Annotated in this window: 12 protein-coding genes; 8 read left to right on the top strand and 4 right to left on the bottom strand. The window is 67.9% G+C overall.

Features of this window, described 5'->3' with window-relative positions; genetic code table 11:
* Together VGS97_RS28040 and VGS97_RS28035 are read right to left on the bottom strand one after the other, a co-directional pair.
* Positions 1-333: formate dehydrogenase accessory sulfurtransferase FdhD (locus VGS97_RS28040; protein WP_326856683.1), on the bottom strand; the 333-nt coding region annotated here is incomplete at its 3' end.
* Between the two features lie 244 nt (positions 334-577).
* Entirely contained in the window at positions 578-781 is a 204-nt protein-coding gene (locus VGS97_RS28035) for a cold-shock protein (protein WP_326856682.1), read from the bottom strand.
* A gap of 452 nt (positions 782-1,233) precedes the next feature.
* Between VGS97_RS28035 and VGS97_RS28030 the strand changes: the two genes are divergently transcribed.
* The 4 genes from VGS97_RS28030 (at position 1,234) to VGS97_RS28015 (ending at position 7,307) form a co-directional block, all read left to right on the top strand.
* Positions 1,234-3,156 carry an ABC transporter ATP-binding protein gene (locus VGS97_RS28030; protein WP_326856681.1) on the top strand — a complete coding sequence of 641 codons (1,923 nt, stop codon included), beginning with the start codon at positions 1,234-1,236 and terminating at the stop codon, positions 3,154-3,156.
* A gap of 9 nt (positions 3,157-3,165) precedes the next feature.
* Entirely contained in the window at positions 3,166-5,088 is a 1,923-nt protein-coding gene (locus tag VGS97_RS28025; protein WP_414641859.1) for an ABC transporter ATP-binding protein, read from the top strand.
* A gap of 111 nt (positions 5,089-5,199) precedes the next feature.
* Positions 5,200-5,871, top strand: a complete 672-nt coding sequence (locus tag VGS97_RS28020) for a response regulator transcription factor (RefSeq protein WP_324840214.1) — start codon at positions 5,200-5,202, stop codon at positions 5,869-5,871.
* A gap of 182 nt (positions 5,872-6,053) precedes the next feature.
* Complete coding sequence (locus VGS97_RS28015; protein ID WP_326856679.1) at positions 6,054-7,307, top strand: HAMP domain-containing sensor histidine kinase; 1,254 nt, start codon at positions 6,054-6,056, stop codon at positions 7,305-7,307.
* 203 nt (positions 7,308-7,510) lie between these two features.
* Here VGS97_RS28015 and VGS97_RS28010 read toward each other — a convergent pair whose 3' ends face one another.
* Positions 7,511-8,086, bottom strand: coding sequence for a GtrA family protein (locus VGS97_RS28010; RefSeq protein WP_326856678.1), 576 nt, complete (start codon positions 8,084-8,086; stop codon positions 7,511-7,513).
* Positions 8,087-8,518: 432 nt separating this feature from the next.
* On the opposite strand from VGS97_RS28010, the gene VGS97_RS28005 reads away from it, so the two are divergent.
* Positions 8,519-9,682: a 5-(carboxyamino)imidazole ribonucleotide synthase gene (locus VGS97_RS28005; RefSeq protein ID WP_349262292.1), complete on the top strand. Its 1,164-nt coding sequence runs from the start codon at positions 8,519-8,521 to the stop codon at positions 9,680-9,682.
* A gap of 85 nt (positions 9,683-9,767) precedes the next feature.
* Entirely contained in the window at positions 9,768-10,241 is a 474-nt protein-coding gene (purE, locus tag VGS97_RS28000; protein ID WP_349262291.1) for a 5-(carboxyamino)imidazole ribonucleotide mutase, read from the top strand.
* A 27-nt stretch (positions 10,242-10,268) separates the two neighbouring features.
* On the opposite strand, the gene VGS97_RS27995 is transcribed toward purE, so the two are convergent.
* Positions 10,269-11,612 (bottom strand): UDP-glucose/GDP-mannose dehydrogenase family protein, encoded by a 1,344-nt coding sequence (locus VGS97_RS27995; protein WP_326856675.1) that lies wholly within the window; start codon positions 11,610-11,612, stop codon positions 10,269-10,271.
* 170 nt (positions 11,613-11,782) lie between these two features.
* Between VGS97_RS27995 and VGS97_RS27990 the strand changes: the two genes are divergently transcribed.
* Positions 11,783-12,946, top strand: coding sequence for an acyl-CoA dehydrogenase family protein (locus VGS97_RS27990; protein WP_326856674.1), 1,164 nt, complete (start codon positions 11,783-11,785; stop codon positions 12,944-12,946).
* A gap of 290 nt (positions 12,947-13,236) precedes the next feature.
* The gene (locus tag VGS97_RS27985) at positions 13,237-14,256 is read left to right on the top strand and encodes a hypothetical protein (RefSeq protein ID WP_326856673.1); all 1,020 of its coding nucleotides are present in this window, start codon (positions 13,237-13,239) and stop codon (positions 14,254-14,256) included.
* Positions 14,257-14,525: the final 269 nt, after the last annotated feature.

Genomic DNA, 14,525 nt, shown 5'->3' with positions numbered 1-14,525 from the left:
GGCCAGTTCGGGTGTGAGGCTTCCATGGTCAATCCTGCTGACTGCTGGTTGAGGTGTGAGGCCTACTGGACCGGAGCAGGCGGTGTCGCCGCAGAAGCGCATCCGGGTCAACTGTTCGGGGCTCCGGATCACGCCTTCGCCGACCAGGTAGCCGGCCACCAGGTCGAAATCGTCGCCCGGCGTTCGCATGGTCACCGCTATCTGCCTGCCCGCGACTCGGATCTCCAGCGGCTCCTCGGCGACAAGCGTGTCCCGCGAGCGCATGCTCCCGTCGGTCCCGTCCGCGCCTCTGCCGAGCTTCAGGACTGCTTCACGCGTCGTAACCCTGCCCATGCTTGCACCGTACCCCCGTCTGCTCCGCGGCTCTGCTGCGCGCTGGGGTGAAGAGTGACGGGCAACTCGGATAGCACAGACATTACGGACAGCACGCATAGAACGCACAGAACGGATGGCTTGAAGGGTACAGCGCTCCGCAGCCTGAAAAGCACAACGCCCCGCGCCCTAGTTGAACACTAGGACGCGGAGCGAGTGAGTCGCCCCGTTCAAAGAGCAGAGAGGGGCTTCTTGGTGCAGTTGACTACAGCGGCTTGACGTTCTCGGCCTGCGGGCCCTTCGGGCCTGCGGTGACGTCGAACTCGACGCGCTGGTTTTCGTCGAGACTGCGGTAGCCGTTCGACTGGATCGCAGTGAAGTGGACGAAGACGTCGGCGCCGCCGTCGTCCTGGGAGATGAAGCCGTAGCCCTTCTCCGCGTTGAACCACTTGACCGTTCCGGAAGCCATCTCTCTCCTCATAGAAAGGGGACGTCGGACGGGCTCCACAGGGTGTGGATCCCGGGTTGCCCTCCACGAACCGTCCCGCTTTGCTGACCGCGCCATAGGAGAGTGCCACGAAACACAAAGGCCCGCGGCCGTACTCCCGCGGGCGTTCAAACGAAGCATTCAGGGAACTGCAGCTGCAACCGAGGCCACTTTAACACGTCGCCGCTGATCCGTCGCTCGTTCCAACGGGTGAATTCAGAACGATCCATGGCCGGCCTGCTCGCCAGGGCTGGGGCGGTGGGCCGATGGCGGCGTCAACTGGCTGCCTTTGCGGGTTCGACCAGGTCAAAAACCGGGTGCGCGATGGGTGAACAGCGCCTATGGTCCTTACCATGCCCCCTTCATCGCCTTCTGGCGGATCCTTCGCGTCCCTATGGCGTCTGAAGTCCTATGTTCGGCCGTACCGGTGGCAGATGCTCCTGATGTTCGCGGTCGCCCTCGGCGGAACTCTCGTCGGGGTCGCCGTTCCCCTGCTGACCAAGGCCGTCGTCGACGGGCCGCTGCGCCAGGGGGACCGCGGCGCGCTGTGGCTGCTCGGCTTCTACGCCCTGCTGTTCGGCCTCGCCGAGGCGGCCCTGATCCTCGCTCGTCGGCTCACTCTGGCCAACACCGCGCTCGGCATCGAGAAGGACCTGCGCGACGAGCTTTACGCCCACCTTCAGCGGCTCGACGTGGGCTTCCACGACTCCTGGCAGTCCGGGCAGCTGGTCGCCCGGATGACCAGCGACATCTCGGCGATCCGCCGGTTTCTCGGGTTCGCGCTGATCTTCCTGGTGGTCAACACGATCACCTTCGGCGTGGTGAGCGTGTTGCTGATCGTGATCCATCCGCTGCTCGGCGGCTTGGTCGTGGTGTTCGGTCTGCCGCTGAGCTACGTGGTCTTCAAGTACGAGCGGGTCTACCGGCGGCAGATCCGCGCCGTGCAGGACCAGCAGGGCGAGGTGGCCACCGACGTCGAGGAGTCCGCGCTCGGCATCCGCGCGATCAAGGCCTTCGGCCGGGCCGGCTTCCTGACCGAGCGTTACCTCGACAAGTCGGTCAAGCTGCGCAGCCTACAGCTGATCCAGATCAGGACGCTGGCCGAGATCTGGGCTCTGATCATCGCGCAGCCGCAGGTGGTGCTCGGACTGGTGGTGCTGGGCGGCGGCGCGGCGGTGGCGAGCGGCTCGCTCACCCTCGGCACCCTGGTCGCCTTCATCTCACTGTACCTGCTGCTGATCTGGCCGATCGAGTCGATGGGCTGGCTGCTGGCCGCTTCGCAGGAAGCCAACACGGCGGCGGAGCGGGTCTTCGAGGTGCTCGACTCGCAGCCGCAGATCCGCACGCCGCAGTTGTCGGCCGTCGGGCATCTGCGACCCGGCGAGCCCGGTGCGGCGTTTGGTGACGAGTCGTCTGAACTGTCGGTCGCTGAGGGCCTGCGACCTCATGAGTCCGATACGCAGTCCGGTCGTGTGCCCAGCCAGCAGGCGTGGCCGACGTCTGACCGTGCGCGTCCTGACGTGCTGGCGGCGGGAGCCGATCGCGGGGCTGACCAGGCCCAGGGGCGCGACCAGGGCCAAGCGCAGGCCCGGCTCGTGTTCGAGGATGTGTCGTTCAGCTACCCCGTCGCTCTGGGCCGTGTGGCGGAGCGTCCGATCCTTACCGGGGTGAGCTTGCGGCTCGCGCCCGGCGAGACCATCGCCGTCGTCGGGCCCACCGGTTGCGGCAAGACCACGCTCACCGCGCTCGTGCCACGGCTCTACGACGTCACCGGCGGGCGGATCCTGCTCGACGGCACCGACGTTCGGTCCCTGCCGCTGACCGAACTGCGCGCCCGGGTCGCGTGTGCCTTCGAGGACCCGACCCTGTTCTCCGCCAGTGTCCGGGAGAACCTGGTACTCGGCCGTCCTGAGGCCGCCGAGGAGCAGGTCGCCGAGGCGCTGCGGATCGCGCAGGCCGAGTTCGTGTACGAGCTGCCCTGGGGCCTGGACACCCGGGTCGGCGAGCAGGGACTGTCCCTGTCCGGTGGCCAGCGCCAGCGGCTCGCCCTGGCCCGCGCGGTGCTCGGCCGACCGCCGGTGCTGGTGCTCGACGATCCGCTCTCCGCCCTTGACGTGCATACCGAGGGGTTGGTCGAGCAGGCGCTGCGCGCGGTCTTGGCCGAGACCACTGGGCTGGTCGTCGCGCACCGCGCCTCGACAGTGCTGCTGGCCGACCGGGTGGCGTTGCTCGGCCCGCACCCGTCCGGCGGTTACACCGTTGCCGCGCTCGGTACGCACCACGAACTGCTGGAGACCGAGCCCGGTTACCGCGACCTGCTGTCGCAGAGCTCCGAACTCGTCGAGGAGGGCGTGTAACCGATGACCGTGCTCGATACCGATGCTTCTGCCGCTTCCGCCGAAGCTGCCGCGAAGCAGGGCCCGGGGGAGCGGAACCCGCAGAACGACTGGCGCGGAGTGGCCGCCGAGAAGATCGACGAGGTCTCGGCCAGCGGCGGCCTGTTCCTGCGCGCCCGCTCGCGCCGACTGCTCGGCTCGCTGCTGCGCCCGCACCGGCGGTCGCTGGCCTGGGCCACCTTCCTCATCGTGGTGGTCACCGGCGCCGAGATGGCCGGACCCTACCTGGTGTCCGTCGGCATCGACTCGGGCATCCCGGCGATCCATCACGGCGACTGGGCCCCGATCGGCGCCGCGGTCAGCGCGATCCTGGTCACCGCGCTGTTCGGGGCGCTGCTGCGGCTGCGCTTCCTCAAGCTGGCCGGGCGGATCGGCCAGGACGTGCTGCTCGACCTGCGCGGCCGGGTCTTCCGCCAGTTCCAGCGGCTGCCGATCGCCTTCCACGAGCGTTACACCTCGGGCCGGGTGATCTCCCGGCTGACCAACGACCTCGACGCGCTCGGCGACCTGGTCAACGCCAGCCTCGACGGACTGATCAACGCGGTGCTCAACATCGCGGTGATCGGCATAGTGCTCGCCATCCTCGACCCGCAGCTCTCGCTCTTCCTGGTGGTCTGCCTGCCGGCGCTTTTCCTGCTGCTGCGCTGGTACACCACCAACTCGCGCGTCGCCTACCGGCGCACCCGCGAGACCATCGCCGCGCTGATCGTGCACTTCGTCGAGACGCTGAACGGCATCCGCGCGGTGCAGGCCTTCCGCCGGGAGCCGCGCAACGACCGGATCTTCGACGAACTGAGCTCCGACTACAAGAACGCCAACGCGGACGCCATGCGCCTGATGGCCTGGTTCATGCCGGGCATCAAGGCGGTCGGTGCGCTGATGACCGCGGCGGTGCTGGTCTTCGGCGGCTTCCAGGTCATCGACCACACGCTCCAAGTCGGCGTGTTGACCGCGTACCTGCTGTACCTGCGCCGGTTCTTCGACCCGCTCCAGGACCTGGCGATGTTCTACACCTCGTACCAGTCGGCCACCGCCGCGCTGGAGAAGCTCTCCGGCGTGCTGGAGGAGGAGGCGGCCGTGCCCGAGCCGGCCACGCCGGTCGAGCTGCCCCTGCCGGTGCGCGGCGGGGTGCGGTTCGAGACGGTGCGCTTCGCCTACCCACGGCGTGAGCAGCAGTCCGCCGACGGCACGCCCACGCCCGAGCGGGTCATCCTGCCGAGCCTCGACCTCGACATCCCGGCCGGGCAGACCGTGGCGCTGGTCGGCGCGACCGGTGCCGGCAAGTCCACCCTCGCCCGGCTGATGTGTCGGTTCTACGACCCGGACGCCGGGGCGGTGCGTCTTGACGGAGTCGACCTGCGCGACCTGCGTGACGCCGATCTGCGCAGCGCCGTGGTCATGGTGACTCAGGAGAACTTCCTGTTCACCGGCACCGTCGCGGACAACATCAGATTCGGCCGTCCAGACGCCACCGACGCGCAGGTCGAGGAGGCGGCACGGGCCATCGGCGCGCACGGGTTCATCGCCGCGCTCCCGGACGGCTACGCCACCGACGTCAAGAAGCGCGGCGGACGGCTCTCAGCCGGCCAACGGCAGCTGGTGGCGTTCGCGCGCGCGTTCCTGGCCGACCCGGCCGTGCTGGTGCTCGACGAGGCGACCTCGTCGCTCGACGTGCCCAGCGAGCGGCTGGTGCAGCGGGCGCTGCGCACGATCCTGGCCGAGCGCACCGCGCTGATCATCGCGCACCGGCTGTCCACCGTGGAGATCGCCGACCGGGTTCTGGTGATGGAGGCCGGCCGGATCGTCGAGGACGGCTCGCCGGCCGAACTGCTCGACGCGAACGCGGGCCACTTCGCCGGTCTGCACTCCGCCTGGGTCGAGTCGCTGGCCTGACCGGAGACGAAAGTTGTAAAAGAGGACTAATCATCAGCCCGGGCAAGGGGAACTCCCTTGAGTTACCAGGGAGTATCCCGCTAACCGGGTGAAGCAGCCTACGATCGCCCCATGACCCGCGTACTGCTCGCTGAGGACGACGTGGCCATCGCCGAGCCCCTGGCCCGCGCGTTGCGCCGGGAGGGCTACGACGTGGACCTGCGCGCGGACGGCCCCGGGGCGCTGGCTCTGGCTCAGTCCGGCGTGGTTGACCTGCTCGTGCTCGACCTCGGTCTGCCCGGGATGGACGGGCTCGAAGTCTGCCGCCGCCTGCGCACCGACGGCCACGGCTTCCCCGTCCTCGTCCTGACCGCCCGCGCCGACGAGGTGGACACCGTCGTCGGCCTCGACGCCGGAGCCGACGACTACGTCACCAAACCGTTCCGGCTCGCCGAACTGCTCGCCCGGGTGCGCGCCCTGCTGCGCCGCGGCTCGCCGGACAGCGGCACGGCCGCGCGCGGCGTGCGCATCGACGTCGAGTCGCACCGCGCGTTCCTCGGCGACGAGGAGCTGAACCTGACCGCGAAGGAGTTCGACCTGCTGCGTGTCCTGGTCCGCGACGCCGGCCGGGTGATAACCCGCGAACAGCTCATGCGCGAGGTCTGGGACACGACGTGGTGGTCCTCGACCAAGACGCTCGACATGCACATCTCCTGGCTGCGCAAGAAGCTCGGTGACGACGCCGCGAACCCGCGGTTCATCTCCACCGTGCGCGGGGTCGGTTTCCGGTTCGAACGCGGCTGACCGGGTGCCGGAAGATGCGGCGCCGGGACGACCCGGTGCCGGACGACCCAGTGCTGGACAACTCAGTGCTGGACGGCGCCGTTCCGGACGACCACGTGCGAGACGGCGCGGTGTGGGATGGCGCGGTATTGGGACGGCGCAGTGCGAGATGATGCGGGGCAGGACGAACCGAGGGGGGTCCGATGCGCCGACGCATGATCAAGTCCACGGTCTCCGCTGTGCTGATCGTGGTCATACTGCTCGGCGTGCCGCTGGCCATCATCGACGTGATGCGCATCAGCGAGGCCGAGCACGCCGCGCTCAATCAGGAGGTGCAGCGCATCGGCTTCCTGCTCGACCAGCAGTTGGAGACGAGCAACACCCCCGACACGGACGCGCTCAAGAAGCTGCTGGCGCCCGGCCACAGCGTGAAGCTCACCTATCAGGGCCACGACCCGATCATGCTCGGCCAGACCATCACCGACCGCCCCGCCTCCAGTGGCACGTACTACGGTCCCGCGCCCAAGCATGTGACGGCCGTCGTCACCGAGTCCTGGTCGCCGACCATGGCGCGCATCCGCAGCAGCCTGATCCTGGTGGTCGGAGTCGCCGTACTCGCGACGGTCGCCGCCTGCGGCGTCGCGTTCCTCCAGGCCCGGCGGCTCTCCCGGCCGCTGAGCGACTTGGCGCAGACCGCCGAGCGGCTCGGCTCCGGGGACCCGAGGCCGCGGCACCGCCGCTACGGCATCCCGGAACTCGACCGGGTGGCCGAGGTCATCGACCACACCGCCGAACGCATCTCGCGCATGCTGGCCACCGAGCGCCGGCTGGCCGCGGACGCCTCACACCAGCTGCGTACGCCGCTGACCGCGCTGTCCATGCGGCTTGAGGAGATCATCGCGGCGCAGGATCTGATGGACGTCAAGGAAGAGGCGGCCATCGCGCTGACCCAGGTCGAGCGGCTGACCGACGTGGTCCAGCGGCTGCTCACCGACGCCCGGGACAGCCGGCGGTCCACCTCGACCGTGCCGATCGACGTGGACATGGTGATCCGCCAGCAGATCTTCGAGTGGCGCCCGGCCTTCCGCAGCGCCCGCCGGCCGATCCGGGTCGACGGAGTGCGCGGCCTGGCCGCCGTCGCCACCCCAGGTGCCTTCGCCCAGGTGCTGGCGACGCTGATGGAGAACTCCCTGATGCACGGCGCCGGACCGGTGACCATCCGGACGCGCACCACCGGCGGCTCGGTCGTCGTCGAGGTCTGTGACGAGGGTCCCGGGGTTCCGCCGGAGCTGGGCGCCCGGGTCTTCGAGCGGTCGGTCTCCGGCCGCGCCTCGACCGGGCTCGGCCTGACCGTGGCCCGGGAACTGGCCGAGGCGGACGGCGGACGGCTCGAACTGCTCCAGCAGCGGCCGCCGGTATTCGCGGTGTTCCTGGCCGCCTTCGACCCGCTGATGTAGCCCCGAGTGATGTAGAGCGAGAGCGGATGCGGCCCGGATGTGGCCCGAAAGGCTGACCGGGAGCGCGGCCTGAAAGTGATGAAACGCTGAAAGCAAGTTCTGAAAGATACATCAGGGGGCGGGCTGAGTTGGATTACTGCCCGGTGGATTGCCGCACCCGGAGAGGCTTTGAGCGCTGTGCCTGACTGTGCCTGACGGGGCGGCTAGCGGCCGCTGCTGGTGGCCCGCATCAGGCTGCCGGAGCCGGAGCGCTTGTGCCGCGGGCCGCTCGTCGCCATCGGCAGCTGCGAGGTCGGCAGCGGCTCGCCGGTGGAGAACTGGTACTGGGCCTCGGCCAGCGCCGGGTCGGCCTTGGGGAAGATCCAGGTCCGGTAGGTCCACAGCCGGAAGACCATGCCGAGCGGCAGGCCGAAGACGTACTTGGCCACGTTGTTCGCCAGCGTGCCGTCGAAGTGCATCACATACTGCGAGACCGCCAGCGGCACCGTCTCGATCAGCATCCCGATGCCGTTGACCGCGAAGAACAGCACCAGCTCGCGGGTGCGGCCGATCGAGTCGCGGTCCTTGTAGGTCCAGAACCGGTTGCCCAGGTACGCGACGACCGTGGCGACCACGGTGCCCACGATGGAGCCGACGACCGGCTTGTGCGGGATGGCCTGCCAGCACAGGTTGGTGACCAGCATGTTCACCACGAGGGCGATCAGGCCGATCGTGCCGAACTTCGCCAGCTCGTGAGTGGCGCGGCGGAGCCGGGCGTATGTCGCTTGCAGAGCCGCCATTGTCGGTTACCTACCTGACTTCCGGGGGGTCACCACCAGAGAGTACCGATTTTGCCCCGTCGGCGTCTTTCGGGGGCAGCCCCGTAGCAGACCTGTGACGGGAGCATTGCCCATGAAAAGGACTCCGGCCACGCAGCGCGACTCCACGGCAGCGCAAGGAGATGAATGGAGCAGCCAGGACGCGGCGTGGCCGGCCCCGTTCGCGGCTTTCGTCACGACACACGCGAGATGTGACTTAACTCACGCCACTGTGGAACATGGTCCCTCTTCGAACTCAACGTGACTGGCCACGTTGAGTTCGAAGAGGGACCATGCGGCGTGGCCTGCCTCGATCCGCCGTTAGGCTTGGTTCCTGTGATCGGCACACCAATCGGAGTCGAACGTTCCGGGACAAGCCCGTCCCCGGCCGACGCGCGCGCCGGTGCCGTCTCCATCGGCATGCCCGTGGTCGGCATCATCGGTGCAGGTCAGCTGGCCAGAATGCTGCAACCCGCGGCCGTCGCGCTCGGCGTGCGGCTGCGTGTGCTCGCGGCCCGGTCCGATGAATCCGCCGCTCAGGTGATTCCGGACACGGTGCTCGGCGACCAGGACGATCCGCAGTCCGTCGCCGAGTTCGCCCGCGGCTGCGACGTTGTGACCTTCGACCATGAGCAGGTGCCTGCTCCCGTGCTTGAGCATCTGGTCGAGTTGGGCGTCGCGGTACGTCCGGGTCCGGGCGCCTTGATCCACGCGCAGGACAAGGGCGTCATGCGGGAGCTACTCGCCTCGATCGGCGTGTCGTGCCCTCGTTGGACCCGCCTGCCGAGCGTGGTGGAGTCGGCGTTCACGGAAGCCGCCGCGTTCGCCGAGCAGGTCGGCTGGCCGTTCATCCTCAAAGCGACCCGCGGCGGCTACGACGGCAAGGGCGTCTGGCGGATCGACGACGCCGCGCAGCTACGCGAGGTGCTCGACGGCGCGGCGGCACGCGGCGTGGAGTTGATGGCCGAGGCGCTGGTGCCCTTCGTTCGCGAACTGTCTGCTCAGGTGGCGCGCTCACCGCACGGCCAAGCGGTGGCATACCCGGTGGTGGAGACGGTGCAGCGCGACGGCGTGTGCCGTGAGGTCTACGCTCCGGCGCCCGGACTCGACGCGGACCGCTCGGCCGAGGCGCAGCACATCGCACTGACCATCGCTCGCGAGATCGACGTGACCGGGATGCTGGCGGTCGAGCTGTTCCAGGCCGCCGACGGCGCGCTCATCGTCAACGAGCTGGCCATGCGGCCGCACAATTCCGGGCACTGGACCATCGACGGCGCCGTGACCAGCCAGTTCGAGAACCATCTGCGAGCCGTGCTGGACCTGCCGCTCGGCGCGCCGACCCCGCACGCGCCGGTCGCGGTGATGGCCAACGTGCTCGGCCTTGACCTGCCCGACCTCTATCCCGCGTATCTGCACTGCATGGCCCGCGATCCCGGGCTGAAGATCCACATGTACGGCAAGGCGGTCAAGCCCGGGCGCAAGATCGGTCACGTGACCGTGCTTGGCGCCGGCCTCGACGACTGTGTCGAGCGGGCTCGGCACGCGGCTGCTTATCTGCGCGGAGAGATCGATGAGTGACAGCGCCGCGACGGCTGACAAACCGGCTGCTGAGAACCTGGTCGCCGACAAGCCGGCCGCCAGTGACCCGGCCGTCGGCATCGTGATGGGCTCGGACTCGGACTGGCCGGTCATGCGCGCTGCGGCCGAGGCCCTCGGCGAGTTCGAAGTCGGTTACGAGGTCGACGTCGTCTCCGCGCACCGCATGCCGCAGATGATGATCGAGTACGGACGGCGCGCGGCCTCGCGCGGTCTCAAGGCGATCATCGCCGGAGCCGGTGGCGCCGCTCACCTGCCCGGGATGCTCGCGTCGGTGACGCCGTTACCCGTCATCGGCGTGCCTGTCCCGCTCAAGCACCTCGATGGCATGGACTCGCTGCTGTCGATCGTGCAGATGCCCGCAGGCGTGCCAGTAGCAACCGTGTCCATCGGTGGAGCGCGTAACGCGGGCCTGCTGGCCGTGAGGATCCTGGCCGCACACGACCCGCGACTACTCGCCGAGATGCGTGCGTTCCAGGACGACCTTGAGGCGCAGGCCCGCGCCAAGGGCGCCGTACTACGTGCGTCGCTCGCTGACTGAGCTGCGGCTACATGTACGCGGCTACATCTAAAGCGAGTCGTCGCCGACGACTGGCCGCCCGAGTGCGCGGTACGTCCAGCCCGCTTCGCGCCACTGGTCCGCGTTGAGCGCGTTACGACCATCCACGATGCGGTGGACGGACGTGTACTGTGCGACGACCGCCGGGTCGAGCTCGCGGAACTCCTGCCACTCGGTCAGGTGCAGGATCACGTGCGCGCCCTGCGCCGCGTCGAGCGCGGAATCCGCATATGCCAGCGTCGGGAAGTTCTTGGCGGCGTTGTCGTTCGCCTTCGGGTCGTAGACGGTCACCTGCGCGCCCTGAAGCAGGATCGAGGCCGCCACGTTCAGCGCCGGCGAGTCTCGTACGTCGTCGGAGTTGGGCTTGAACGCCGCGCCCCAGACCGCGACCCGCTTGCCGAGGAACGAGCCGTCGCACTGCTCCCGGGCCAGGTCGACCATGCGGACCCGGCGGCGCATGTTGATCGCGTCGACCTCCTTGAGGAACGCGAGCGCCTGGTCCACTCCCAGTTCTCCGGCACGCGCCATGAACGCCCTGATGTCCTTGGGCAGGCAGCCGCCGCCGAAGCCGAGGCCCGGCACCAGGAACTTGCCGCCGATGCGTGCGTCGTACGACAGCGCCTCGGACAGCTTCATCACGTCGCCGCCGGCGGCCTCGCAGACCTCGGCCATCGCGTTGATGAACGAGATCTTCGTGGACAGGAATGCGTTCGCCGCGTTCTTCACCAGTTCGGCCGTCGCCAGATCGGTGACGACCAGCGGCACTCCGGCGTCGGTCAGCGGCGCGTACACGTCGCGCAGCACGTTCTCGGCGTGCTGCGACGCGACGCCGATGACCAGCCGGTCCGGCCGCAGTGTGTCGCCGACCGCGTAGCCCTCGCGCAGGAACTCCGGGTTCCACGCCAGCTCGACCTGCGCGTCGGCCGGGGCCAGTTCGGCGAACCGCTCGGCCAGTTGCACCGCCGTGCCGGCCGGGACGGTCGACTTGCCCGCGATCACGGTCGGCTGCTCCAGGTGCGGGGCGAGCCCGTCCACGACCGCCTGGACGTACTTGAGGTCGGCAGCGTACTCGCCCTTGCGCTGGGGAGTGTTGACACAGATGAAGTGCACGTCGGGAGCGAACGCGGCGAGGTCGGCGTACGAGGTGGTGAACCGCAGCCGACCGCTGGCCACGTGCTTCGCGAGCAGGTCCTCCAGGTCCGGCTCGAAGAACGGGACCTTCCCGGCCGTGAGCGCGGCGATCTTCTCCGCGTCGATGTCCATTCCCAGGACCTCGTAGCCCAGCTCGGCCATACAGGCCGCGTGCGTGGCACCGAGGTATCCGGTGCCGATGACTGTTATCCGTGCGGCCACGTGCCGTCTCCCCTTCCGCTCTTATGCTGCGCGAGACGACCCTAACGCCTTGACGGTGAACAATGCCCGCAGTGCGGTTACTCACGGGGTGGCCTGCGTCTTAATGCATCACGGTGTGCATTGCCAGGGTGGGTATGGCGCACTCCCTACCGATGGGTAACAATGGCTGCGTGAACCAGAGCCTGGACTTCGACCTCTTCACCCTTCGCGAGGAGCACAACCTCCTGCGCGAGTCGGTGCGTGCCCTCGCCGAGACGAAGATCGCGCCGTACGCCGCCGCCGTGGACGCGGAGGCCCGCTATCCGCAGGAGGCGCACGATGCGCTGCACGCCGCGGACATGCACGCGATCCACATCCCGGAACAGTACGGCGGGGCCGGGGCCGACGCGCTGGCGACGTGCATCCTGATCGAGGAGGTTGCCCGCGCCTGCATGTCCTCCTCGCTGATCCCCGCGGTCAACAAGCTGGGCACGATGCCGCTGATCCTGGCCGGTTCCGAGGAGCTGAAGCAGAAGTACCTGCCGCCGGTGGCCGAGGGCCGCTCGACCTTCTCCTACGCGCTGTCCGAGCCCGAGGCCGGTTCCGACGCCGGCGGCATGACCACACGTGCCGTCCGCGACGGCGACGGCTGGCGGCTTAACGGCGTCAAGCGCTGGATCACCAATGCGGGCGTGTCCGAGTACTACACCGTCATGGCGGTGACTGAGCCCGGCATCGGCACCAAGGGCATCTCGGCGTTCGTGGTCGAGAAGAGCGACCCGGGCTTCACCTTCGGCGCCAAGGAACGCAAGCTCGGCATCAAGGGCTCGCCGACGCGCGAGCTGTACTTCGACGACACCTGGATCCCCGGCGACCGCATCATCGGCGAGCCCGGCACCGGCTTCCGCATCGCGATGCGCACGCTCGACCACACCCGCGTCACCATCGCCGCGCAGGCTCTCGGCGTCGCGCAGGGCGCACTCGACTACGCGACCGAGTACGTCAAGCAGCGCAGGCAGTTCGGCAAGCCGATCGCCGAACTCCAGGGCGTCCAGTTCATGCTCGCCGACATGGGGATGAAGATCGCCGCCGCGCGCCAGCTCACCTACGCCGCCGCGGCCAAGTCAGAGCGCGGGGACTCCGACCTGACCTTCTACGGCGCCGCAGCCAAGTGCTTCGCCTCCGACGCCGCGATGGAGATCACCACGGACGCGGTCCAGTTGCTCGGCGGCTACGGCTACACGCAGGACTACCCCCTCGAACGGATGATGCGTGACGCCAAGATCACCCAGATCTACGAGGGCACCAACCAGGTCCAGCGCGTCGTCATGGCCCGCCAACTCCTCAAGGGCTGATCAGGGCGTTTTCGGATCGGATTCGGCGAGCCTGCGAGCCTGCCGAGTCAATGGTCAGCAGGGTCGTGTTGCGTCCCTGTTGCGTCAGGAGCGAAGTAGAGCCGGATCGTGCCCATGGCTGTACCTGGCCGTGCGGCTCGGCTTGGCCTCCACCGACTGGTCCAGCCCGCGGGCACTGGTCGCCGAACAGCCGGACCACCGTCGCCGCGCGATGTAGAATGCTGTCGTCCGTACTGACTCCGCGCACGAGCTGGGCCGGTAGCGTTTTGACGGTTCAGCTGGAGCACCCCATGAGTGGAAGTACCGACCCCACGGCCAGAGCTGCGGATTTCATACGAACCGCGCCCCGTACTTTCGCCGACCTGAGTACCAAGATCAATGCGAGCACTTATCCTGAGCTCTGGAAGAGCCGGGGTGTGTGGGCTTCGGGCGTTCTTGCCGAGGTACTCGGAGACGATTGGCCCGGAAAGTTCCAGGCCAAGGCAAAACAGCCGTACCTGAGGTTCGCACTGGCCCCGTACACGCTCCAGCACGTGGCGTCGCTCGTCGAGTTTGCGGCGCGTTTGAGAGTGCTCGATGGGTCGCCGGGCCTGCCAACGGTTCTAAGGCAGATGCGGTCTCAACTTGAGGCGGGCGTCATTAACTCCGCTCGGCTCCAGTTCGACGTCGCGGCACTTGAGAAGAGGCGAAGCAACACTGTCGCACTGGAGGTGGACCGCGGCCCGAGGAATTGGAAGCCCGACGTCATGCTTGCGCACGGGGAGAGTCCGATTGGGGTTGAATGCCTGTACATGGGCGTTGGTGACGAAGTCGCAGTTCAACTTCAGAAGTCCGCTGCTGAGGGGGCGGAAATCGACGGGTGGAAGCGTATTGGTGCCAAGCTTGCCACCAAGGCTGGCCAACCTGCCCAAGACGGCGGCTGGTTGCGCTGCGAGCTCGATGAAGGAATGTTTGCAAACGAGCCATTCATGAAGTCTGCCCTGGCAGCGGCCCCTTTGGAACACAAGGGTGCGCAGTTGGCTCAGGGGGCACTTGAGCAAATGGCCATATCGGGCGACATTCACGGAGTTGTGTTCTCCGGCCTGCCTGGTAACCCGGCTTCCAAAGAGGATGAAGCTCATAGTCTGCCTGATGGCTCTGTGGCACTCCGAAGGACATTGCCTGGGGAGCGGATTCGCGAAACCTTCATCATTCCCAATGCAGGAACCGCAAGTCCCGAGTGTAAAGTCTGGCTTAATTTGTACGACGACGAGCCTTCGTGGCTGCAATGGGCTCTAATGCAAGCAGGCTTGCCAGACGCCGACCGCTAACAGTGCTGGATTGATTTCCAATATTAATCTTCGCCTTTTGTTTTGCAGGATATTCCGGAAGGGCGCGAAGGCCAGCTTGCACGGACTGGCTGCCAGCGACATTGCGCTCGACTAGCCCCACTTCAGTCGCGCCGACTGACCGAGCTCCCGCATGTGGCATTAGGGCGGAGGGCGGGTGTTCAAAAAGTGGCTGATCCCGCAGGATGTCGAGCAGTTTGGCGGTCGGGTTCAGTATAAAGCGCTCGTGGGTACCTGAAAGATCAACGAGG

The organism is Actinocrinis sp., assembly GCF_035946395.1.
GTDB lineage: Bacteria > Actinomycetota > Actinomycetes > Streptomycetales > Catenulisporaceae > Actinocrinis.
This window is presented reverse-complemented; position numbering and strand designations above follow the sequence as displayed.

What these genes read in the sequence shown, in the direction of transcription:
- VGS97_RS28035 (WP_326856682.1), bottom strand. Translation starts at nt 781, where the DNA reads ATGGCTTCCGGAACGGTCAAGTGGTTCAACGCGGAGAAGGGCTACGGC.
- VGS97_RS28030 (WP_326856681.1), top strand. Translation starts at nt 1,234, where the DNA reads ATGCTCCTGATGTTCGCGGTCGCCCTCGGCGGAACTCTCGTCGGGGTC.
- VGS97_RS28020 (WP_324840214.1), top strand. Translation starts at nt 5,200, where the DNA reads ATGACCCGCGTACTGCTCGCTGAGGACGACGTGGCCATCGCCGAGCCC.
- VGS97_RS28015 (WP_326856679.1), top strand. Translation starts at nt 6,054, where the DNA reads ATGCGCCGACGCATGATCAAGTCCACGGTCTCCGCTGTGCTGATCGTG.
- VGS97_RS28010 (WP_326856678.1), bottom strand. Translation starts at nt 8,086, where the DNA reads ATGGCGGCTCTGCAAGCGACATACGCCCGGCTCCGCCGCGCCACTCAC.
- purE (WP_349262291.1), top strand. Translation starts at nt 9,768, where the DNA reads ATGGGCTCGGACTCGGACTGGCCGGTCATGCGCGCTGCGGCCGAGGCC.
- VGS97_RS27985 (WP_326856673.1), top strand. Translation starts at nt 13,237, where the DNA reads ATGAGTGGAAGTACCGACCCCACGGCCAGAGCTGCGGATTTCATACGA.